25 protein-coding genes are annotated in these 21,755 nt (G+C 65.9%); 24 read left to right on the top strand and 1 reads right to left on the bottom strand.

Features of this window, described 5'->3' with window-relative positions; genetic code table 11:
* Positions 1–27 precede the first annotated feature (27 nt).
* Positions 28–1,239: a DegT/DnrJ/EryC1/StrS family aminotransferase gene (locus E4S58_RS03740; RefSeq protein ID WP_136634957.1), complete on the top strand. Its 1,212-nt coding sequence runs from the start codon at positions 28–30 to the stop codon at positions 1,237–1,239.
* A gap of 44 nt (positions 1,240–1,283) precedes the next feature.
* Here the strand turns inward: E4S58_RS03740 and E4S58_RS03745 are convergent, their stop codons facing one another.
* The gene (locus tag E4S58_RS03745) at positions 1,284–1,760 is read right to left on the bottom strand and encodes a pyridoxamine 5'-phosphate oxidase family protein (RefSeq protein ID WP_136634958.1); all 477 of its coding nucleotides are present in this window, start codon (positions 1,758–1,760) and stop codon (positions 1,284–1,286) included.
* A gap of 142 nt (positions 1,761–1,902) precedes the next feature.
* Between E4S58_RS03745 and E4S58_RS03750 the strand changes: the two genes are divergently transcribed.
* The 23 genes from E4S58_RS03750 (at position 1,903) to E4S58_RS03860 (ending at position 21,681) form a co-directional block, all read left to right on the top strand.
* Positions 1,903–3,066 (top strand): isovaleryl-CoA dehydrogenase, encoded by a 1,164-nt coding sequence (locus E4S58_RS03750; RefSeq protein WP_136634959.1) that lies wholly within the window; start codon positions 1,903–1,905, stop codon positions 3,064–3,066.
* Positions 3,063–3,488, top strand: coding sequence for a hypothetical protein (locus tag E4S58_RS03755; RefSeq protein ID WP_136634960.1), 426 nt, complete (start codon positions 3,063–3,065; stop codon positions 3,486–3,488). The genes E4S58_RS03750 and E4S58_RS03755 overlap by 4 nt, the downstream gene beginning before the upstream one ends.
* Positions 3,489–3,490: 2 nt before the next feature.
* Positions 3,491–5,047, top strand: a complete 1,557-nt coding sequence (locus E4S58_RS03760; RefSeq protein WP_136634961.1) for an AMP-binding protein — start codon at positions 3,491–3,493, stop codon at positions 5,045–5,047.
* The gene (locus E4S58_RS03765; protein ID WP_136634962.1) at positions 5,044–6,651 is read left to right on the top strand and encodes a carboxyl transferase domain-containing protein; all 1,608 of its coding nucleotides are present in this window, start codon (positions 5,044–5,046) and stop codon (positions 6,649–6,651) included. The genes E4S58_RS03760 and E4S58_RS03765 overlap by 4 nt, the downstream gene beginning before the upstream one ends.
* 79 nt (positions 6,652–6,730) lie before the next feature.
* Positions 6,731–7,693 carry an NAD(P)H-dependent flavin oxidoreductase gene (locus E4S58_RS03770; protein ID WP_136634963.1) on the top strand — a complete coding sequence of 321 codons (963 nt, stop codon included), beginning with the start codon at positions 6,731–6,733 and terminating at the stop codon, positions 7,691–7,693.
* Positions 7,694–7,739: 46 nt separating this feature from the next.
* On the top strand, positions 7,740–9,677 hold the full coding sequence (locus E4S58_RS03775) for an acetyl/propionyl/methylcrotonyl-CoA carboxylase subunit alpha (protein WP_136634964.1): 1,938 nt from the start codon (positions 7,740–7,742) through the stop codon (positions 9,675–9,677).
* Complete coding sequence (locus E4S58_RS03780; RefSeq protein WP_136634965.1) at positions 9,674–10,333, top strand: glutathione S-transferase family protein; 660 nt, start codon at positions 9,674–9,676, stop codon at positions 10,331–10,333. The genes E4S58_RS03775 and E4S58_RS03780 overlap by 4 nt, the downstream gene beginning before the upstream one ends.
* Positions 10,330–10,995, top strand: coding sequence for a glutathione S-transferase family protein (locus E4S58_RS03785; protein ID WP_136634966.1), 666 nt, complete (start codon positions 10,330–10,332; stop codon positions 10,993–10,995). The genes E4S58_RS03780 and E4S58_RS03785 overlap by 4 nt, the downstream gene beginning before the upstream one ends.
* Positions 10,996–11,856: a hydroxymethylglutaryl-CoA lyase gene (locus E4S58_RS03790; RefSeq protein ID WP_136634967.1), complete on the top strand. Its 861-nt coding sequence runs from the start codon at positions 10,996–10,998 to the stop codon at positions 11,854–11,856.
* 103 nt (positions 11,857–11,959) lie between these two features.
* Positions 11,960–12,745, top strand: coding sequence for a crotonase/enoyl-CoA hydratase family protein (locus tag E4S58_RS03795; protein WP_136634968.1), 786 nt, complete (start codon positions 11,960–11,962; stop codon positions 12,743–12,745).
* Between the two features lie 404 nt (positions 12,746–13,149).
* Positions 13,150–13,515, top strand: a complete 366-nt coding sequence (locus E4S58_RS03800) for an NADH-quinone oxidoreductase subunit A (RefSeq protein WP_136634969.1) — start codon at positions 13,150–13,152, stop codon at positions 13,513–13,515.
* Entirely contained in the window at positions 13,506–14,039 is a 534-nt protein-coding gene (locus E4S58_RS03805; RefSeq protein ID WP_136634970.1) for a NuoB/complex I 20 kDa subunit family protein, read from the top strand. Before E4S58_RS03800 ends, E4S58_RS03805 begins: the two co-directional genes overlap by 10 nt.
* A 6-nt stretch (positions 14,040–14,045) precedes the next feature.
* Positions 14,046–14,648 carry an NADH-quinone oxidoreductase subunit C gene (locus E4S58_RS03810; protein WP_136634971.1) on the top strand — a complete coding sequence of 201 codons (603 nt, stop codon included), beginning with the start codon at positions 14,046–14,048 and terminating at the stop codon, positions 14,646–14,648.
* A complete protein-coding gene (locus tag E4S58_RS03815; protein WP_136634972.1) occupies positions 14,645–15,040 on the top strand; it encodes a nuclear transport factor 2 family protein in 396 nt (131 codons plus the stop codon). Before E4S58_RS03810 ends, E4S58_RS03815 begins: the two co-directional genes overlap by 4 nt.
* A gap of 34 nt (positions 15,041–15,074) precedes the next feature.
* Positions 15,075–16,295, top strand: coding sequence for an NADH-quinone oxidoreductase subunit D (locus E4S58_RS03820; protein ID WP_136635823.1), 1,221 nt, complete (start codon positions 15,075–15,077; stop codon positions 16,293–16,295).
* Positions 16,292–16,567, top strand: coding sequence for a hypothetical protein (locus E4S58_RS03825; protein WP_240789450.1), 276 nt, complete (start codon positions 16,292–16,294; stop codon positions 16,565–16,567). The genes E4S58_RS03820 and E4S58_RS03825 overlap by 4 nt, the downstream gene beginning before the upstream one ends.
* Entirely contained in the window at positions 16,567–17,874 is a 1,308-nt protein-coding gene (locus E4S58_RS03830) for an NADH-quinone oxidoreductase subunit E (RefSeq protein ID WP_136634973.1), read from the top strand. The genes E4S58_RS03825 and E4S58_RS03830 overlap by 1 nt, the downstream gene beginning before the upstream one ends.
* 22 nt (positions 17,875–17,896) lie before the next feature.
* On the top strand, positions 17,897–18,679 hold the full coding sequence (locus tag E4S58_RS03835; RefSeq protein WP_136634974.1) for a hypothetical protein: 783 nt from the start codon (positions 17,897–17,899) through the stop codon (positions 18,677–18,679).
* Positions 18,680–18,687: 8 nt separating this feature from the next.
* On the top strand, positions 18,688–18,915 hold the full coding sequence (locus tag E4S58_RS03840) for a DUF5337 domain-containing protein (protein ID WP_136634975.1): 228 nt from the start codon (positions 18,688–18,690) through the stop codon (positions 18,913–18,915).
* Positions 18,916–18,938: 23 nt separating this feature from the next.
* Positions 18,939–20,225: an NADH-quinone oxidoreductase subunit NuoF gene (nuoF, locus tag E4S58_RS03845; protein ID WP_136634976.1), complete on the top strand. Its 1,287-nt coding sequence runs from the start codon at positions 18,939–18,941 to the stop codon at positions 20,223–20,225.
* Entirely contained in the window at positions 20,222–20,692 is a 471-nt protein-coding gene (locus E4S58_RS03850) for a hypothetical protein (protein WP_136634977.1), read from the top strand. Before nuoF ends, E4S58_RS03850 begins: the two co-directional genes overlap by 4 nt.
* Before the next feature lie 64 nt (positions 20,693–20,756).
* Positions 20,757–21,113 (top strand): hypothetical protein, encoded by a 357-nt coding sequence (locus E4S58_RS03855; protein WP_136634978.1) that lies wholly within the window; start codon positions 20,757–20,759, stop codon positions 21,111–21,113.
* Positions 21,114–21,276: 163 nt separating this feature from the next.
* Positions 21,277–21,681 carry a DUF5333 domain-containing protein gene (locus E4S58_RS03860; RefSeq protein WP_136634979.1) on the top strand — a complete coding sequence of 135 codons (405 nt, stop codon included), beginning with the start codon at positions 21,277–21,279 and terminating at the stop codon, positions 21,679–21,681.
* Positions 21,682–21,755: the final 74 nt, after the last annotated feature.

Consider the following 21,755-nt stretch of genomic DNA (forward strand, 5'->3'; position numbering starts at 1 on the left):
GCGCCCATATATCCCGCAGGAGCCCCCATGACCGAAACCTTCACAGGCGCCTTCACGCAGCAGGAACCGATCCCCGAAGAGGCGATCGAGGCCGCCGTTCGCGTCATGCGGTCGGGTCGGCTGCACCGCTACAACGTGGTCGAGGGCGAGACGGCCGAGGTCGCCCTGCTGGAACAGGAGTTCGCCGCCGCGATGGAGGTGGATTTTGCCCTGGCCACGGCCTCGGGCGGGGCGGCCATCGCCACGGCGCTGCGGGCCGTCGGCGTGAACCCGGGTGACCCGGTCCTGACCAATGCCTTCACGCTGGCCCCGGTGCCCGGTGCGATTGCGTCGCTTGGCGCCGTGCCCGTCTACGTCGGCGTGACCGAGGCGCTGGTTATCGACCTTGATCACCTTGCGGATCTGGCCAAGACCGCGGGCGCCCGTGTCCTGTTGCTCAGCCACATGCGGGGCCATATCTGCGACATGGACCGTCTGATGGCGATCTGCGACGCCGCCGAGATCACCGTGATCGAGGACTGCGCCCACACCATGGGCGCGCGCTGGAAGGGCGTTCTGTCGGGCAACCATGGCCGGGTCGCCTGCTATTCGACGCAGACCTACAAGCACCTGAATTCCGGCGAAGGCGGCTTTCTCACGACCTCGGATCCCGAGGTCATGGCCCGTTCGGTGATCCTGTCGGGAAGTTACATGCTGTATGGGCGGCATCTGGCCGCGCCGGGGCCCGAGGTGTTCGAAAAGGTCAAATACGTCACCCCGAACGTGTCGTCCCGCATGGACAATCTGCGCGCCGCGATCCTGCGACCACAGCTGGCGCGGCTCGCCGATCAATGCGCCCGCTGGAACGACCGCTACCGCGTCGTCGAAGACGGCCTGCGCGACACCCCCGGCCTGACCGTGATCGACCGCCCCGGACACGAGGCCTTTGTCGGCTCGTCGATCCAGTTCCTGCTGCTGGACTGGTCTGAAGCGGCCATCCAGGACGTCCTGCGCCGCTGCGCCGCCCGCGGGGTCGAATTGAAATGGTTCGGCGGCGCCGAGCCGACGGGCTTTACCTCGCGCTACGATTCCTGGCGCTACGCCCCGTCAGAGCGGCTGCCGGCCTCGGACCGGGTGTTGAAATCCATCCTCGACATGCGCTTGCCACTGACCTTCACCCTCGACGACTGCGCGACATTGGCCCGGATCATCCGGGCCGAGGTCGGGGCGGTCTGGCAGCAAAAAGGCGCGACCGGGTAACCGATCGCGCCATGGGCCGGGTCATCCGGCAGCGGGGGGCAATGTCAGAAGCTGACCTTGCCGTGTTCGCCCATGTCCGGCGTGTCGTCCGTCAGGTTGGCCTTGGCGATCTCGTAAAGGAAGCCTGCACCGCCATCGGTTGCCCAGACCTCGCCCCGGGTCGGCCGGAAGGCCAGCAGACGGACGTCATCATCGTGGCGATCGTCCTCGAACCAGGCGGCTGCGACGGGTGACCAAAGCTCGTCCAGCTTGTCCGGATTGTCGGCCTGCGTCAGGCTGCCTTCGATATCGGCGAACAGCTTGGCCGACATGTCCGAGGCAATCAGCCGGATGCGGCCGGATCCATGTGCGGCCTTGTGGGCATCGGTGCCCTCGGCGGTGATGAACCAGATGACGCCTTCGCCCGCGTCGGCATAGGGCGACATCGGCAGTGCGCGGCCGTCGATTTCCATCATCACGGTCTTCAGGTCTTCGGCGCGCTTCCAAAAGGTCTCGGTCAGCGAATGTGCATGGTCTTTCATCGTCATCTCCTATGATTTCGGACGCCTCGCGTCCCTTGCACCTTCAACGCGGGCCGGGCTTCGGGGGTTCCTGCCCATTGACGCGACTCGGTCCCTGTGCTTGGTATATGAACGAGTGTTCAATAAACGGGAGGAGGAGCCCATGTTCACCGCATCCATGGCCTTTGATCTGGGCGAGGACGTGAACGCGCTGCGCGAGATGGTGCACCGCTTTGCGCAGGAACGGATCAAGCCTCTGGCCGCCGAAATCGACGCGACCAACGAATTTCCCGCGCACCTGTGGAAGGAAATGGGCGATCTGGGCCTTCTGGGCGTCACCGTGCCCGAAGAATACGGCGGCGCGGGCCTGTCGTATCTGGCCCATGTCATCGCGGTCGAGGAAATCGCCCGCGCCTCGGCCTCCGTCTCGCTGTCCTACGGCGCGCATTCGAATCTTTGCGTGAACCAGATCAAGCTGAACGGGACCGAGGAGCAGAAGCAGAAATACCTGCCCGGCCTCGTCTCTGGCGATCATGTCGGGGCGCTGGCCATGTCCGAACCCTCGGCGGGCTCCGACGTCGTGTCGATGAAGCTGCGCGCCGAAAAGCGCAACGATCACTATCGGTTGAACGGCGGCAAGTACTGGATCACCAACGGGCCCGACGCCGACACCTTGGTTGTCTATGCCAAAACCGATCCCGACGCCGGGTCCAAGGGCATCACCGCCTTCATCATCGAAAAATCCATGACCGGCTTTTCGACCTCTCCACATTTCGACAAGCTTGGAATGCGCGGGTCGAACACGGCCGAGCTGATCTTCGAAGACGTCGAAGTGCCCTTCGAGAACGTGCTGGGCGAGGAGGGCAAGGGCGTGCGCGTCCTGATGTCCGGTCTTGATTACGAACGCGTCGTTCTATCGGGCATCGGCACCGGCATCATGGCCGCCTGCCTGGACGAGATCATGCCCTACATGGCCGAGCGCAAGCAGTTCGGCCAGCTGATCGGGAACTTCCAGCTGATGCAGGGCAAGATCGCGGACATGTACACCAAGATGAACTCGGCCCGCGCCTATGTCTACGAGGTCGCCAAGGCCTGTGATCGCGGTCAGGTCACCCGCCAGGACGCCGCCGCCTGTGTGCTGTATGCATCCGAGGAAGCGATGGTCGTCGCCCACCAGGCCGTGCAGGCCATGGGCGGCGCGGGCTACCTGAACGACAACCCCGTCGGCCGCATCTTCCGCGACGCCAAGCTGATGGAAATCGGGGCCGGCACGTCCGAAATCCGCCGGATGCTGATCGGGCGCGAAATGATGGGCGCGATGTCATGAGAACCCCGGCGGCCGTCCTGACCCTCTGCGCGACGACAGCCGTCGCAGACATGCCGGTCGCGATCACGCGGGATCTCGACCGCTGCATGGTCGCATCCGTTGACCAACAGTCGGACATGCGCTGCATGACCACCGCATTCCAGGCCTGCGGAACCTCCGATGCAGCCTGCCTCATCGCACTCGATGCACGTGTCACGGCCGCAGCCGACGCACTGGTTCAGGACATCGACCCCTCGGCGATGGCCGGAGCGACAAAGAAGGAGGCCCTGAAGCGACGCATGTTCCTGCGCAGGCTCAACCGGGTTTCCAAGCGCGTGGACCGCACCTGCGGATCGGACCAGACGCCGGAAACCTGCGCCGTTCTGGCATCGACCGTCCGCTGGCTCGAGCTCCGCAGCCTGTCGCGCGAGGTGGCGGGATAGCCATGCTGGAACGGGTCGGATCATATCAGGACCTCAGGGACCGGTTCGCGTGGAAGATCCCCCCGCGTCTGAACATGGCCGCGCAGGTTTGTGACGATTGGGCCGGGCGCGATCCGTCGCGCACCGCGATCATCGACATGACAGGCGAGGCGCGGCGCGATGTCTCCTACGCCACGCTGCGCGAGATGGCCGAGGTGCTGGCGACGGGGTTGTCGGACCGGGGCGTCGCGCGGGGCGACCGGGTGGGGGTGCTGCGGTCGCAGGACCCGTGGTGCGCCGCCGCTCATGTCGCGATCTGGAAGCTCGGCGCGATTTCCGTCCCGCTTTTCAAGCTCTTCCGCGAAGACGCGCTGCGCAGCAGGGTCGAGGATTCGGGGCTCAGCCTGTCGGTCACCGACGCCAAAGGGGCCGCCATGCTGGAGGGCATCGGATCGGAGGCGCTGATCCCCGAAGACGGCCTGCCGGACCACATGACCCCGACCGCCGACACGGGCGCCGAGGATCCGGCGATCCTGATCTATACCTCCGGCACCACGGGCAAGCCCAAGGGCGCGCTGCATGCGCATCGGGTGTTGACCGGCCACCTGCCGGGGGTGGAGTTGAGCCATGATTTCCTGGGCCAACCCGGTGACGTCCTGTGGACGCCGGCCGACTGGGCCTGGATTGGTGGCCTGTTCGACGTGCTGATGCCCGGCCTGGCGCTTGGCGTGCCGGTGGTGGCGGCGCGGATGGTGAAGTTTTCCGTCACAGAGTGCCGTGAACTGATCGCAAGCGCCGGAATTCGCAACATTTTCTTCCCGCCGACGGCGCTGCGGATGCTCAAGGCCGAAGGCGCCGTGATCCCCGGGCTGCGGTCGGTCGCATCGGGCGGCGAACCGCTCGGGGCCGAGATGCTTGCCTGGGGGCGCGAGTCCATGGGGCTGACCATCAATGAATTCTACGGCCAGACCGAATGCAACATGGTCGTGTCCTCCTGCTCTGCTGCCTATCCCGCGCAGCCCGGCTGCGCCGGGCGGGCGGTGCCGGGGCACGAGGTTGCGATCGTCGACGCCGAAGGACGGTTAACAGACGCCGAAGGCGATGTGGCCGTGAGGCGAGGCTCGGCCTCCATGATGCTGGAATACTGGCAAAAGCCCTACGCGACGGCCGAAAAGTTCCGGGGCGACTGGATGTTGACTGGCGACCGGGGCGTGATGGAGGATGGCTACCTGCGCTTTGTCGGGCGCGAGGATGACGTGATCACCTCGGCCGGGTATCGCATCGGACCCGGAGAGGTCGAGGATTGCCTGCTGACCCATCCGGCGGTCGCAACAGCGGGCGTGGTGGGTAAGCCGGACCCGCTGCGCACAGAAATCGTCAAAGCCTACATCGTGTTGAAGCCGGACGCTCAGCCAACGGACGAGACGCGACAAGACATTGTTAACTACGTAAAATCCCGCCTGTCCGGTCACAATTACCCGCGCGAGGTCGAATTCCTCGATGCGCTGCCGATGACCGTGACCGGCAAAGTCATCCGCAAGGACCTGAAAGCCCGCGCCATGGAGGAGACCAGAGGATGAAGCTTACCTCGCAAGCCATCGCCACCTCGGAAGATTTTCGGAAGAACCGCGAAGGCCACCTGGCCGCGCTGGACATCGTCCGGGCCGCAGCCGAGGCCGCAACACAGGGCGGCGGGCAGAAATCGCGCGACCGCCACGTCAGCCGGGGCAAGATGCTGCCGCGCGATCGGGTGGCGGGGCTGCTCGACCCCGGGTCGCCCTTCCTCGAACTTGGTGCGACGGCCGCGCATGGCATGTACGACGATGCCGCGCCCTGCGCCGGCATCATCACCGGGATCGGCCAGGTGCAGGGGCGCGAGGTCATGGTGGTGTGCAACGACGCCACCGTGAAGGGCGGCACCTACTATCCGATGACGGTGAAAAAACACCTGCGCGCCCAAGAGGTTGCCGAGGAAAACCATCTGCCTTGCGTCTACCTTGTCGACAGCGGCGGTGCCAACCTGCCGCAGCAGGACGAGGTCTTTCCCGACCGCGATCACTTTGGCCGGATCTTCTATAACCAGGCGCGCATGTCGTCCAAGGGGATCCCGCAGATCGCGGTGGTCATGGGGTCGTGCACGGCGGGCGGCGCCTATGTGCCCGCCATGTCGGACGTGACGATCATCGTGAAGGAACAGGGAACGATCTTCCTGGCCGGTCCGCCGCTGGTCAAGGCCGCGACCGGAGAGGTCGTGACCGCCGAAGACCTGGGCGGCGGCGACGTCCACACGCGCCTCTCGGGCGTCGCGGACTACCTGGCCGAGGATGACGCGCACGCGCTGGCGCTTGCACGCCGGGCCGTCGGGTCGCTTGGATTTGCGCCCAATGTCAGTGCCTTGCAGATGCAGTCACCGGAAGATCCGGCCTATGATCCGGACGAGATCATCGGCGTCGTCCCGGCCGATCTGCGCACGCCTTATGACATCCGCGAGGTCATCGCGCGCACCGTCGATGGGTCGCGGTTCGACGAGTTCAAGCCGCGCTTCGGCGAAACGTTGGTCACCGGATTTGCGCATGTCATGGGGATCCCGGTCGGCATCATCGCCAACAACGGGGTGCTGTTTTCCGAGGCCGCCCAGAAGGGCGCGCATTTTGTCGAACTGTGTTCGCAGCGCGGTATCCCGCTGGTGTTCCTGCAGAATATCACCGGGTTCATGGTCGGGCGGAAGTATGAAAACGAAGGCATCGCGCGCCACGGGGCCAAGATGGTGACCGCCGTCGCCTCGACCAACGTGCCCAAGATCACCATGCTGGTCGGCGGATCCTTTGGCGCGGGCAACTACGGCATGGCGGGGCGGGCCTATTCACCGCGCTTCCTGTGGACCTGGCCGAATTCGCGCATATCGGTCATGGGCGGCGAACAGGCGGCAGGCGTGCTGGCGACGGTCAAGCGCGACGGGATCGAACGCGCGGGCGGCAGCTGGTCGGCCGAGGAAGAGGCCGAGTTCAAACGCCCCACAATCGAGATGTTCGAACGGCAGTCGCATCCGCTTTATGCCTCGGCCCGGCTTTGGGACGACGGCATCGTCGACCCGCGCAAGAGTCGCGAGGTGCTGGCGCTAAGCCTGCGCGCCGCGCTGAACGCCCCGGTGGCGCCCACGAAATTCGGCGTGTTCCGCATGTGACCGGCGGGGGGAGGGGGCGCTGCCCCCCGTCCTTCGGACGCCCCCCGAGGTATTTGGACCCAGAAGAAGGAACTGTACCGTGATCGAGACCAGACTGACCCGGGCCTTCGGATTGGAGCATCCGATCGTGTCGGCCCCCATGGCGCTGGCCGCGGGTGGGGCACTGGCGGCGGCGGTGACCGGCGCGGGCGCGCTGGGCCTGATCGGCGGGGGCTATGGCGATCCCGACTGGATCGAGACCGCGTTTCGCGATGCGGGCAATGCGCGGGTCGGCTGCGGGTTCATCACCTGGAAGATGGCCGAACGACCCGAGCTGCTGACCCGGGCGCTGGAGCATGACCCGGCGGCGCTGTTCCTGTCCTTTGGCGATCCGCGCCCCTTTGCGGGGGAAATCGCGGCGGCGGGTGTGCCGCTGATCTGCCAGGTGCAGACGCTGGCCCACGCCCGCGAGGCGATCGAGGCCGGAGCGCGGGTGATCGTGGCGCAAGGCGGCGAGGCCGGGGGGCACGGGGCGACCCGTGCGACGATGACGCTGGTGCCGGAGGTTGCGGACCTGCTGGCGCGCGAGGCGCCCGAGGTGCTGTTGCTGGCCGCCGGCGGGATCGCGGACGGACGCGGGCTGGCGGCGGCCCTGATGCTGGGGGCGGACGGCGTGCTGGTGGGCACGCGACTTTGGGCCAGTCGCGAGGCGCTGGTGCACGAGGCGACGCAGGCGGCAGCAGTGGCGGCGGGGGGCGATCAGACGATCCGGTCGTCGCTGCCCGACATCGCGCGGCGGCTCGACTGGCCTGCGCCCTTCACCATTCGCACGGTGGAGAACGACTTTACTCGCACCTGGCAGGACGACCCCGAGGGGCTGAGGGCGCGTGGGGATATCCCCGACGCTTATGCGACGGCTTTTGCCAGTGGCGACACCACGGTGGCGCCGCCGATCGCGGGCGAAGCCGTGGGGTTGATCCACGACATTCCCGGCGCGGGCGAGATCGTCACGCGTATCGCGACCGAGGCCGAGGCGCTGCTGGGTGGCGGCTGGAACAGATGAGATTTGCAAGGAGCTCCATGGGGGACCGCCCCGGAGAGGAGGACAGATGTTCGACAAGATCCTGATCGCGAACCGGGGCGAGATCGCCTGCCGGGTGATCGACACGGCGCGGGCCCTGGGCGTGCGCACCGTGGCCGTCTATTCCGACGCGGACGCGGGCGCGCGCCATGTCGCCATGGCGGACGAGGCGGTGCATATCGGGGGCCCGGCTCCGGCGGACAGTTATCTGCGGGGCGATGCGATCATCGCCGCGGCGCAGGCCACGGGGGCGCAGGGGATCCATCCGGGCTATGGCTTCCTGTCGGAAAACCCCGATTTCGTGGACGCGGTGGAGGCCGCCGGGCTGACCTTCATCGGCCCCTCGGCCAAGGCGATCCGCGCCATGGGGCTGAAGGATGCGGCTAAGGCGCTGATGGAAAAGGCGGGCGTGCCGGTGGTGCCCGGCTATCACGGGGCGGACCAGTCGGATGACGTGCTGTCGAAGGCCGCCGATGACATCGGCTATCCGGTCCTGATCAAGGCCGTGGCGGGTGGCGGCGGCAAGGGGATGCGGCTGGTCGAGGCGCCGGGCGCGTTCGCCGATGCCCTGGCGAGCGCCCGGTCAGAGGCCAAGACGGCCTTTGGCAACCCGGATGTGCTGGTCGAGAAGTTCGTGGAAAAACCGCGCCATATCGAGGTGCAGGTCTTCGGCGACGGTACCCGCGCGGTGCATCTGTTCGAACGCGACTGTTCGCTGCAGCGTCGCCACCAGAAGGTGATCGAGGAAGCGCCGGCCCCCGGGATGACCGAAGAGATGCGCGCCGCCATGGGCGAGGCCGCCGTGCGCGCGGCCGAAGCGATCGGCTACAAGGGCGCGGGCACGATCGAGTTTATCGTGGACGGGTCAAACGGCCTGCGCCCCGATGGCTTCTGGTTCATGGAGATGAACACCCGCCTGCAGGTCGAACACCCGGTGACCGAGGCGATCACCGGCGTCGATCTGGTGGAATGGCAGCTGCGGGTGGCCAGCGGCGAAGCCCTGCCGAAACAGCAGGACGAGCTGACGATCACCGGCCACGCGTTTGAGGCGCGGCTGTATGCCGAGGACGTGCCCGCAGGGTTCCTGCCCGCCACGGGTCGGCTGGCCGATCTTGCCTTCCCGTCGGGCGCGCGGTCGGACACGGGCGTGCGGTCGGGCGATGTGATCAGCCCGCATTACGACCCGATGATCGCCAAGATCGTGACCCACGGGGCGACCCGGGACATCGCGCTGAAACGGCTGTCCAAGGCGCTGATTGATACGCATGTGGCCGGTACGGTTACGAACCTGGCCTTCCTTGGCGCATTGGCCGCGCATGACGGGTTCGGCAGGGGCGACGTCGACACCGGGCTGATCGGGCGCGACATCGACGCGCTGTCGGCCGCGCCCTTGGCTGCGCCGCAGACCACCGCCTGGGCGGCCATGGTCGCGCTTGGGCTGGATGCCGCGCCGGGGGATCTGACGGGTTTCACCATCTGGGGCGAGTTGACCCGCCGCCTGACCCTGCGCCACAGCGGTGAGGAGATCGAGGTGACCATCGCCAGCGCCTCGGGCACCGACCACCGGATCACGCTGGCCGATGGCACGACCGTCACCGCGACCCACGCAGGGCAGTGGATGCTCGACGGTCAGCCCGCCCCGGCCCATCACCGCGAGGGCAACAAGATCACCGTCTTCGCGGGCTACGGGCAGGGGTATGAGCTGATCGACCCGCTGGATCGCGCGGCCGAGGCAGGCGCAGGCGGCAACCTGATCGAGGCGCCGATGCCCGGTCTCGTCAAATCGCTTTACGCCAAGGCGGGCGACACGGTCACCGCCGGGACGCGCCTTGCGGTGCTTGAGGCGATGAAGATGGAACACGGGCTTCTGGCCCCGCGTGACGGGGTTGTGGCCGAGGTTCTGGTGGACGAAGGTGCGCAGGTCGAGGCCGGAGCGCCTCTCATCAGACTCGAGGAGGAAGAATGACCCCGATCCTGCACCACATCCCCGGCGCCCGATCATTCCGCATACTCTGGCTGCTGCAAGAGATGGGGATCACCCCGGAGATCAAGGAATGGAAGATCCAGGACGGGTCGATGCGCAGCCCGGATTTCCTGTCCAAATCGCCTGCGGGGCGGATCCCCGCGCTCGAGATCGACGGCGAGGTGATCTATGAAAGCGGCGCGATCACCGAATACCTGTGCGACACCCGCCCCGAACATGGGCTGGGCCGCGCGCCGGGTGATCCCGAACGCATCCCGTTCCTTGAGGCGATGCATTATTCGGAAACCATCGGGCACCTGATCGCCGGGCTGAACCTGCAGTGGATCTTCCTGCGCAACCCCGAGGACCGGTCGGACACCGTGGTCAAGATCGAGGCCAAGCGGCTGGCCGCCACGCTCGCCCCGATCGAAGCGCTTCTGGGCCGACAGGACCACATCCTGGCCAGCGGGTTTTCTGCCGCCGACACGATGTACGGGTTTTCCCTGACGGCCGCGGGGCGGTACGTGCGGCTGGAGCAGTTTCCAAACATCCAGGCCTATATCGCGCGAATGGCGGATCGCCCGGCCCACAAGGCGGCCAAGGCAATGGACGGCGAACGCAACTTTCCGGGCAAGGACTTCTACGAGGTGGAGGCGTGATCACACTCCACCACACGCCGCAGACCCGATCCATGCGCGTGCTCTGGCTGCTCGAAGAGCTGGGCGTGCCCTATCAGATCGTGCCCCATGCCTTCGACAAGTCCCTGCGTGCGCCGGATTACCTGGTGATCTCGCCCGCCGGGCGCGTGCCTTCGATCGAGATGGACGGCGACACGTTTTTCGAAAGCGGCGCGTTGATCGAAATCCTGTGCGAACGCTATCCCGAACGCGGGCTGGGGCGTCTTGCTGGGGATCTGGACCGGCCCGACTGGCTGATCTGGCTGCATTTCGCGGAAACCGTGACCCAGCATTGCGCGGCGCTGACGCAGCAGCACATTGCGATCTACGATGACGCCATGCGGTCGCCCACGGTGATGAAGCTTGAGGCCGCGCGGCTGTCCAAATGCTATGCCGCCATCGAAGGCCGCCTGTCGACTCCGGTCGAAAACCGCGACTATCTGCTGACCTCGGGCTTTTCCGCCGCCGACATCGCGGTCGGGCAGGCGGTCTATCTGGGTCGCTTCTTTGCAAAGCTCGACGACTACCCCGAAACCGCCAAGTGGTACGACCGCCTGGCCGAACGCCCGGCGTTCCAAGCGTCGCTGCCCGAACCGGGGCAGGGGATCTACAAGCAGGATTTCTATCCGCCCTGGGAGGGCTGAATGACCGGACCCGTCGAAATCTTCGAGGTCGGCCCGCGCGACGGGCTGCAAAACGAAAAGCGCGACATCCCCGTGGCCGAGAAGATCGCGTTGGTCGACACGCTGTCGCGCGCGGGCTTCCGGCGGATCGAATGCGCCTCCTTCGTCAGCCCCAAGTGGGTGCCGCAGATGGCCGGATCGGCCGAGGTTCTGGCCGGGATCACCCGGTCGAAAGGCGTCCGTTATGCCGCGTTGACGCCGAACATGCGCGGGTTCGAGGACGCCGTGCGCGCAGGCGCGGACGAGGTGGCGATCTTTGGCTCGGCCTCCGAAGGGTTCTCTAAGGCCAACATCAACGCCTCGATCGCCGAAAGCCTGGAACGCTTCGCCCCCGTCGCGCAGGCGGCGATGGAGGAAGGCCTGCCGGTCCGCGGCTATATCTCTTGCGTGACCGACTGCCCCTATGACGGCGCGACGCCGCCGGGCGCCGTGGCGCGGGTCGCGGCGGCGCTGCGGGACATGGGGTGCTATGAGATCTCTCTCGGGGACACGATCGGGCAGGGCACGCCCGACAGCATCGCCGCCATGCTGGACGCGGTGCTTGAGGAGATCCCGGCGCCTCGGCTGGCGGGGCATTACCACGATACAAGTGGCCGGGCGCTGGCCAATATCGAGGTGTCGCTGGAAAAGGGCCTGCGAGTCTTCGACGCGGCGGTCGGTGGTCTGGGGGGATGTCCCTATGCGCCGGGGGCGGCTGGCAACGTCGCGACCGAGGCCGTGCATGACCGCGTGACGACGCTTGGCTATGACACGGGGCTGGACCGCGACGTGCTGGTGAAAGCCGCTGATATGGCGCGGCGGATGCGCGGGCAGGCGGGGTGAACCCCGCCCTACGCCCGGCCCGACCGCCCTGGCCCCGGACGCGACACTGTAGGGTGGAGTTTCCCCCACCTCCCCACCACCAGAGTAAGAACAGGACAAGCCCATGACCGACACCACCGTTTCCATCACCCGCGATGACCGGGGCGTCGCCACGCTCTGGCTGGATCGCGCGGAAAAGCACAACGCCATGAGCGCGCAGATGATCCGCGACATCCACGACGCGGCCGAGGCCTTGGGCCGGGACGATACGGTGCGCGTGGTGATCCTGGCGGCGAAGGGCCGGACCTTCTGCGCCGGTGGCGATCTGGGCTGGATGCGCGACCAGTTCGACGCCACGCCCGAAACCCGCGCGAAAGAGGCCGGGGCGCTTGCCTACATGCTGCAGGCGATCAACCTGATCCCCAAGCCGGTGATCGGCCGCGTGCAGGGCAATGCCTTTGGCGGCGGGGTTGGCATGGCCGCCGTCTGCGACGTGGCCATCGGCACGACCGAGGTTACCATGGCGCTGACCGAAACCAAGCTGGGCCTGATCCCCGCCACCATCGGCCCCTACGTCGCTGCCCGCATGGGCGAGGCCCGCGCCCGCCGCGTCTTCATGTCCGGCCGCCCCTTCAAGGGCCCGGAGGCGGTCGAGCTGGGTCTGCTGGCCCGCGCCGTCGCCGCGGACGATCTGGACGACGCCATCGAGGCCGAGGTTCTGCCCTACCTGCAGACCGCCCCCCTCGCCGTTGCGCGCGCCAAGGCGCTTCTGCGCCACCTTGGCCCGCCGATCACGCCCGAGGTCATCGAGCAATCGATCGGAGAACTGGTCGCCTGCTGGGACGGCCCCGAGGCGAAAGAGGGAATCGGCGCCTTCTTCGACAAGACCAAGCCAAGTTGGCAGAGCTAGGCGGTCGGGCCCGGGCGACCTGCGCGGTCACGGTTTTCGGCATCGCTGACGACGCCTGACGTCTAGGGATCCCGGGCACGGGCGCCGTCGCGGCACAATGGCCCAGAGGCGGCGCGCCTTAACCTGCCGCGCCAGACGCGATGATCGGGACTGACCGGTGCCGCATCATGCCGCAGACCGCACTGCCACCGCCACGAAAAAGTCGACAGAAAGAATCGGAATTTCGTTCGTAACCTCGTGGAAACCCACGAAAGCTTAGGTGGACCGGACGGATCGCGGGCACTACATTCCGCAAAGTGAATATCACCGGGTTTGGTTGACCCTGACAAGGGGCAGGAGTAAACCCCAATCAGCCCGGACAGGTCATAAACACCTGTCCAGCCCTCAGGAAAGGAGCTATCCACGTGGAAGAGATGCTCAGGGAATATCTCCCCATTCTCGTTTTCCTTGCCGTCGCCGTTGCCCTGGGCCTTGTTTTCATCTTCGCCGCCATCATCGTTGCGGTCCGCAATCCGGACCCCGAGAAGGTTTCGGCCTATGAATGCGGGTTCAACGCCTTCGATGACGCGCGGATGAAATTCGACGTCCGGTTCTACCTCGTCTCGATCCTCTTCATCATCTTCGATCTCGAGATCGCGATGCTCTTTCCCTGGGCCGTGGCCTTCAAGGACATCTCCATGGTCGGCTTCTGGTCGATGATGGTCTTCCTCGGCGTGCTGACGATCGGCTTCGCCTACGAATGGAAGAAAGGGGCGCTGGAATGGCAATAAGCACCGCCGTGAACACCGCGGCCGCGGACAAGGACTATGCCACGCAGGCCCTGAACCGCGAACTGCAGGACAAGGGGTTCCTGCTGACCTCGACCGAGGATCTGATCAACTGGGCGCGCACCGGGTCGCTGCACTGGATGACCTTTGGCCTCGCCTGCTGCGCGGTCGAGATGATGCACACCTCGATGCCGCGCTACGACGCCGAACGCTTCGGCATCGCGCCGCGGGCCTCTCCGCGCCAGTCCGACGTGATGATCGTCGCGGGCACGCTGACCAACAAGATGGCCCCCGCGCTGCGCAAGGTCTATGACCAAATGCCGGAGCCGCGCTATGTGATCTCGATGGGATCCTGCGCGAACGGCGGCGGCTATTATCACTACAGCTATTCCGTGGTGCGCGGCTGCGACCGGATCGTGCCCGTGGACATCTATGTCCCCGGATGCCCCCCGACCGCCGAGGCGCTTCTGTACGGGATCATGCAGCTGGCCCGCAAAATCCGCCGCACCGGCACGATCACGAGGTAACCCGCGATGCCGATGAACGAACTTGGTGCCCATATCGAGCTCAAGCGCCCGGACTGCGTGCTGTCCTGGGACGTGACGCTTGGTGAGCTGACGGTCGATGTGACACCCGCGAACGTCGCGGGCTTTGTCGAATTCCTGAAGACCGACGCGACCTGCCGCTTCTCGACTCTGGTCGACATCACGGGGGTGGACTATCCCGAACGGGCCAAGCGCTTCGACGTGATCTACCATTTCCTGTCGATGTACCAGAACCACCGCATCCGCCTGCGCGTCTCGGTCCGCGAGGACGAGATGGTGCCATCGATCACCGAGGTCCACCCAAGCGCCAACTGGTACGAGCGCGAGGTCTTCGACATGTTCGGGATCATCTTCTCGGGCCACCCGGACCTGCGCCGTCTTCTGACCGACTACGGCTTCCGCGGCTACCCGCTGCGCAAGGATTTCCCGACGACCGGCTACACCGAGGTGCGCTATGACGAAACCGCCAAGCGCGTCGTCTATGAGCCGGTGAAGCTGACGCAGGAATACCGCCAGTTCGATTTCATGTCCCCCTGGGAAGGCGCGAAATACGTGCTGCCGGGGGATGAGAAGAAGGAAGCCCAGAAATGATGGACGGGCCAATTCGCATTGCAGATCCGGCGCTTGACCAGGCGATCACGGACTATTGCCACGCGCTGCACTTTGGCGACGGCGCAGCGGTTGATACCCTGTGCCACGACCGGTTCCTGATGCAGTGGGTCGGCCAGGACGGCGGCGCGCGCTGCATCGACAAGGCGGCCTTCGTCGCCCGGATCGGCGGACGCGATGCCTTTCCCGGTGAGCCCCGCTTTGATGTCCATTCGGTCGATCTGTCGGGCCCCGACATGGCGCAGGTCAAGCTGGACGTGACGGTGCCGCCGCGCGTCTACACCGACCAGCTGGGCTTTCTGCGCGTCGACGGCGCATGGCGCCTGATGACCAAGCTTTTCCGCGTGGCCGACGGCCCGGCGCTGGAGGACTGAGGATGCAACTTCGCTTCGGAGGCGACAAGACATGATGGACGGCTCCAACCAGTTCGGCGACGCCCAGACGGGCGAGCAGAAGATCCGCAACTTCAATCTCAACTTCGGTCCGCAGCACCCTGCGGCCCACGGCGTTCTGCGCCTGGTGCTTGAGCTGGACGGCGAGGTGGTCGAACGTTGCGACCCGCATGTCGGCCTGCTGCACCGTGGCACCGAAAAGCTGATGGAAAGCCGGACCTACCTGCAGAACCTGCCCTATCTCGACCGGCTCGATTACGTGGCGCCGATGAACCAGGAACACGCCTGGTGCCTGGCCATCGAGAAGCTGACGGGCGTCGAAGTGCCCCGCCGCGCCTCGCTGATCCGGGTGCTGTTCTGCGAAATCGGCCGTATCCTGAACCACCTCATGAACGTCACCACGCAGGCGATGGACGTGGGTGCGCTGACGCCGCCGCTCTGGGGGTTCGAACAGCGTGAAGACCTGATGATCTTCTACGAACGGGCCTGTGGCGCGCGTCTGCACGCCGCCTATTTCCGCCCCGGTGGCGTGCATCAGGATCTCCCGCCCGAGCTGATCGACGACATCGAGGCCTGGATCCCGCCGTTCCTCAGCTTCATCGACGATCTCGGCAACCTGCTGACCGAAAACCGCATCTTCAAGCAGCGCAACGTCGACATCGGCGTCGTCACCGAAGACGACATCCAGATGTACGGCTTTTCAGGCGTGATGGTGCGCGGGTCGGGTCTGGCCTGGGATCTGCGCCGTGCGCAACCCTATGAATGCTATGACGAATTCGACTTCCAGATCCCGGTCGGCAAGAACGGCGATTGCTACGACCGGTACCTGTGCCGGGTCGAGGAAATGCGCCAGTCCGCCGCGATCATGCAGCAGTGCATCGACAAGCTGCGCGCGCCGGAAGGGCAGGGCGACGTGCTGGCCCGGGGCAAGATCACGCCGCCGAAACGGGGTGAGATGAAGACCTCGATGGAGGCGCTGATCCACCACTTCAAGCTCTACACCGAAGGCTTCAAGGTGCCCGAAGGTCAGGTCTATGCGGCGGTCGAGGCCCCCAAGGGCGAATTCGGCGTCTACATCGTGTCCGACGGCACCAACAAACCCTACCGCGCCAAGCTGCGCGCGCCGGGCTATCCGCACCTTGCGGCGATGGACTACATCGCCACCGGCCACCAGCTGGCCGATGTCGCCGCCATCATCGGCACCATGGATATCGTGTTCGGAGAGATCGACCGGTGAAGACATTCTTTCTGTTGCCCGTCCTTGGCCTGACCGCCGCCTGCGCCATGCCGCCCCAGGGTGTGCCGGGCGATGCCGTGACCGCCTATGATGCCGCCGTCGCGTCAATCGGCTGCAACCTGCGGTCCGAAAAGGATTATCTTCCCGTGGAACTGCAGACGGGCATGACCCGTGAGCAGGTGCTGGAAATGACCGCCTTCAAGATTGCCAACAAGCAGGCCAAGAAGCTGCCTGATGGCACCGTCCAACTGATGACCGGAGCCTGTGCCTGATGCTGCGTCGCCTGCACCCAGAGCAACCCGATAGCTTTGCCTTCACGCCCGCCAACCAGGCCTGGGCCGAAGCGCAGATGACCAAGTACCCCGAAGGCCGCCAGGCCAGCGCGATCATCCCGCTGCTGTGGCGCGCGCAGGAACAGGAAGGCTGGCTGACCCGCCCCGCGATCGAACATATCGCGGACATGCTGGGCATGGCCTATATCCGCGCGCTCGAGGTGGCGACTTTCTACTTCATGTTCCAGCTGCAACCTGTTGGATCCGTTGCGCATATCCAGATCTGCGGCACCCTGTCGTGCATGATCTGCGGCGCCGAGGACCTGGTGGGCGTCTGCAAGGAGATGATCCACGAAAAGCCCCACGCCCTGTCGGCGGACGGCAAGTTTTCGTGGGAAGAGGTCGAATGCCTGGGCGCCTGCGCCAACGCGCCGATGGCCCAGATCGGCAAGGATTACTACGAAGACCTGACGGTCGACCGGCTGAAGGAAATCCTGTCGGAACTGGCCGAGGGCAAGGTGCCGGTTCCGGGCCCGCAGAACGGCCGGTTCGCGGCCGAACCGCTCAAGGGGCTGACGTCCCTGACCGAATACGAAAGCGGCCGGACGCAATACAACGCCTCGGCCGCGCTGGCGGTCGACATTGGGGATACGGTCAAGCGCATCGATGGCACCGAGGTGCCGCTGCTGACGCCCTGGCAGGGCAAGCCCAAGGCCGACAAAGCGTCGGGCAGCACCAGGGTGAGCGAGGCCGTCGCGGCGAAGAAGGCCAAATCCGAACCGCGCCCGGCAGAATCCGAACCCGCAGACGCCACCGGAACGACCGAACAGGAAGCGCAGGCCTCGAGCCAGGCCAAGCCCGTGTCCAAGGACGAACCGGCCAAGGCTGGCAAGGCGGCGAAACCCGCCAAGTCCGGCAAGACCGCCTATGCCGAAGCGCCTTCGGCTGACACGCTGGATGCCGCCGCCGCCGCGATGGACGCCCCGGCCAGCGTCACCGCCGCCGCAGGAGAGGGCACCAAGCCGCGCGGGCTGAAGGCCCCGCTTGACGGCGGTGCAGACGACCTGAAGCTGATCAAGGGCATCGGTCCGTCGCTGGAACAGCTGTGCCATAGCCTGGGCGTCTATCATTTTGGCCAGATCGCCGAATGGGGCGGGGCCGAGCTTGCCTGGATCGACCAGAACCTGAAAGGCTTCAAGGGCCGCGCCAGCCGCGACCAGTGGATCGATCAGGCCAAGGTTCTCTCGGCTGGTGGCACGACGGATTTTGCCGAACGCGTCAAGCAGGGCGGCGTTTACGACGATTGATGTGACACCAAGGGGATAGAGAATGGGACAGGACTGCAAACGTAACAGCTGGATTGCCGCGGCGGCGCTTGGCGCTCTCGTGTTCCTTGTCATTCTCATCTTCGGCACCGTCGAATTCTTCGGCTCCATCGTCATCGGCGTGGCCGTTGCCATCGTGCTCGGGTTCTTCTTCACGATGTTCCTGTGCCCCGGTGAGGGCACCGACACGAAAGCAGACACGAAAGCCGACACGGAAGCCTCCGATCACGCCCCGACGGCAACGCCCGCGGCCTCGGCATCTGCCAGCGCAACCGCAGCGGTGACACCGGCAGACGTGGCCCCCGCAAAGGCGACACCGGCCCCCGCCGAGACGCCCGCCGCACCGGCCCCCGTGGATACGCCGTCGGAGCCCGAAGTCGTCGCGGCACCCGCGCCCAAGCCCGAACCGGCCCCTGCGCCCAAGCCCGAACCGGCCCCTGCGCCCATGCCCGAACCGGCGCCCGTCGCCGCGCCGACCCCGGCAGCGACCGACGGCGCGGGCAGCCGCCCGGCAGCATTGGACGCGGCGCGGGATGGCAAGGCGGATGACCTGAAGAAAATCAAGGGCGTCGGCCCCAAACTTGAAGTGATGTTGAACGAGATGGGCTATTACCACTTTGACCAGATCGCCGCCTGGAGCGGAGAGGAAGTGGCCTGGGTCGATCAGAACCTCAAGGGCTTCAAGGGCCGCGTCAGCCGAGACAACTGGGTCGATCAGGCCGCGCAGCTTGCCGCAGGCGGCGAAACCGAATTTTCCAAGCGCGTCGGCAAGGGCGACGTGTACTGAGTGACGTGATGCAGGACCGAGACGCAATCATAGCCAGGAAGAGCAGGGTGGTCGCCCTGGTCATCGCCGGTGCCATGGTCTTCTGGATCGCGGGGCAATTCCTGCGTGAACAGCTGGGTGTCCCGCTGCGCTTCGCGTTTCTCATCGATCTCATGGCCATCGCCGCCTTTGTCTGGGCGCTGGTGGTCATCTTGCAAATCTGGCGCGCCCGTCAGGGCGACAGCGGCCAAGACTGAAGGCCAAGGATAAAGGGTAGAGCATGCTCAAGGACGAAGATCGCATCTTCACCAACATCTACGGGATGCATGACCGGACGCTGAAGGGCGCCCAGGCCCGTGGTCATTGGGATGGCACCGCCGGCATCATCAAGAAGGGCCGCGACTGGATCATCGACACGATGAAGGCCTCCGGTCTGCGGGGGCGTGGTGGTGCGGGCTTCCCGACCGGCCTCAAGTGGTCCTTCATGCCCAAGGAATCCGATGGTCGCCCGGCCTATCTGGTTGTGAACGCGGATGAATCCGAACCCGGCACCTGCAAGGACCGGGAAATCATGCGCCACGATCCGCACACGCTGATCGAGGGCTGCCTGATCGCATCCTTCGCGATGAACGCGCATGCCTGCTATATCTACCTGCGCGGCGAATACATCCGCGAGCGCGAGGCGCTGCAGGCCGCCATCGACGAATGCTATGACGCGGGCCTTCTGGGCAAGAACGCCGCCAAGTCCGGCTGGGACTTCGACCTCTACCTGCACCACGGGGCCGGCGCCTATATCTGTGGTGAAGAAACCGCGCTGCTGGAAAGCCTTGAAGGCAAGAAGGGCATGCCCCGGATGAAGCCGCCGTTCCCGGCAGGTGCCGGCCTTTATGGCTGCCCGACCACGGTGAACAACGTGGAATCCATCGCCGTCGCACCCACCATCCTGCGTCGTGGCGCCGACTGGTTCGCGGGTTTTGGCCGTGAAAACAACGCGGGCACCAAGCTGTTCGCAATCTCGGGCCACGTCAACAACCCCTGCGTCGTCGAAGAGGCGATGTCGATCACCTTTGAAGAGCTGATCGACAAGCATTGCGGCGGCATCCGGGGCGGCTGGGACAACCTGCTGGCCGTGATCCCCGGCGGATCGTCCGTTCCCTGCGTGCGCGGGGAAAAGATGAAAGACGCCATCATGGACTTCGACTACCTGCGCGGCGAACTGGGCTCGGGCCTGGGCACGGCGGCGGTGATCGTGATGGACAAGCAGACCGACATCATCAAGGCGATCTGGCGGCTGGCCAAGTTTTACAAGCACGAAAGCTGCGGCCAGTGCACGCCCTGCCGCGAAGGTACCGGCTGGATGATGCGCGTGATGGAACGCCTGGTGAAGGGCGAGGCGAGCGTGGAAGAAATCGACATGCTCTGGGACGTGACCAAACAGGTCGAAGGCCACACGATCTGTGCCCTTGGCGACGCGGCCGCATGGCCCATCCAGGGCCTGATCCGCAACTTCCGTGACGTGATCGAAGACCGGGTGAAGACCAAACGCCCGGCGGTGGCAGCCAAGTGATCCGTCGCACCCGCATATCCCTGCTTGTCGGTGCCGCGCTGGCCGTGGCGCTGGCAGGCTGTTCCGCGCAGACCATGCGCGAGAACTGGCAGAACCGCGTGTCCGGCGAGACCGAGGTGCATATCACCGAAGGCGCCTATCGCGTCGCCTTCCTGCCGCTGGCCTCGCCCCCCGGCGCGGCGGCGGATGCCTGGGTCTATGGCCCCGGCGTGTCGGCTCCGTTCACCATCCCCGATGGTGGTGTGCCGGGCCTGCGGATCAGCCGTCTGGACGGCCAGCCGATGCTGCGCGCCGATTACGAAAACGCCCGCGCCGCCGCCTCGGCCGGTTGCGCGGATCGCCCCGGCTGGACCCCGGCCAAGGCCGCGGCCATTGCCCGCACAACCGCGCGTACGGAATCGACCGCCTACTACGGGACGGGTTATCTGACGGGCGGTGCCTGGGTGCTGCTGGGGGTTTGCAAATGACCCGCTTTGCAGACTTTGCAATACGTTTCGCGGCCCCGGTCGCCGACCTTGAAGGAGGAGCCGCATGATCCGTGCGCTGGTTCTGATGCTGATCACCACGACCACCCTGTCGGCCTGCGGAAACTGGGGGGGCAAGGGCAATCCCTGGGGCAATCGCGTCGCCTATGACGGGGCATACTTTCGCGTGAAGGCCTCGAGCGACAAGGACAACCGTCAGAATTTCACCGTCGATGTCCGCGATGCAGGCAAGACGCTGGTCGGCGCGCGCCAGGCGGCGAGCGCCAAGGCGGCGGAATACTGCATCCGTCAGTACGGCCGGTCCGACATGACCTGGGAGGTATCGCCCGAGGTCGAGGATGCCATGCTGCCGATCGTCGAGGGCGACCTGATCCTGAGGGGGACCTGCGACGGATGGCGTTAAGCCGCGCATATCATCCGGACCGGACCCGCGCGGGCGGCAAAACCCCGCGTGTTTCAACCGGTTATGGGGCGCGTTATTGCATAACACGCACCCTGTATCCCATCTGCGCAGCAGATGGGGTCGCCGTGATGGCGACCCTGCGCCGCAACGAAGGGAGACATCCATGCGTCTGACCACCACCGCCCCGATGCTGGGCCTGATCCTCGCGCTTGGCGCGACAGCCGCGACCGCCAAGGTGCCGCTGCGCGACGTGCCCGAGATCGACAACCAGATGTTCTCGGTCGCGATGGCGATCGAGATCAGCGACAAGTGCGACAGCATCAGCCCGCGCACGCTCAAGGGTCTGAACTTCCTGTTCGGACTGGCCAGCCAGGCAAAGGGCATGGGCTATACCAAGGCCGAAATCGACGCCTATCGCAAAAGCGATGCGGAAAAGGCCCGGATCCGCGCCAAGGGCGAAGCCTATGTGCGCGAAAAAGGGCTGGACCCGGCGAAACCCGCTGACCTGTGCAAGCTGGGTCAGATGGAGATGGCGGCGAACAGCCAGATCGGATCCTTCCTGAAGTAGATCGGGACGGATCCACGCGGGCCCCGCCCGCACCCGAACAACCGCCCCGGCGCCGCGTGCGCCCGGGCACCGAA

The organism is Pseudooceanicola onchidii (assembly GCF_004959925.1).
GTDB classification, from domain to species: Bacteria; Pseudomonadota; Alphaproteobacteria; order Rhodobacterales; family Rhodobacteraceae; genus Pseudooceanicola; species Pseudooceanicola onchidii.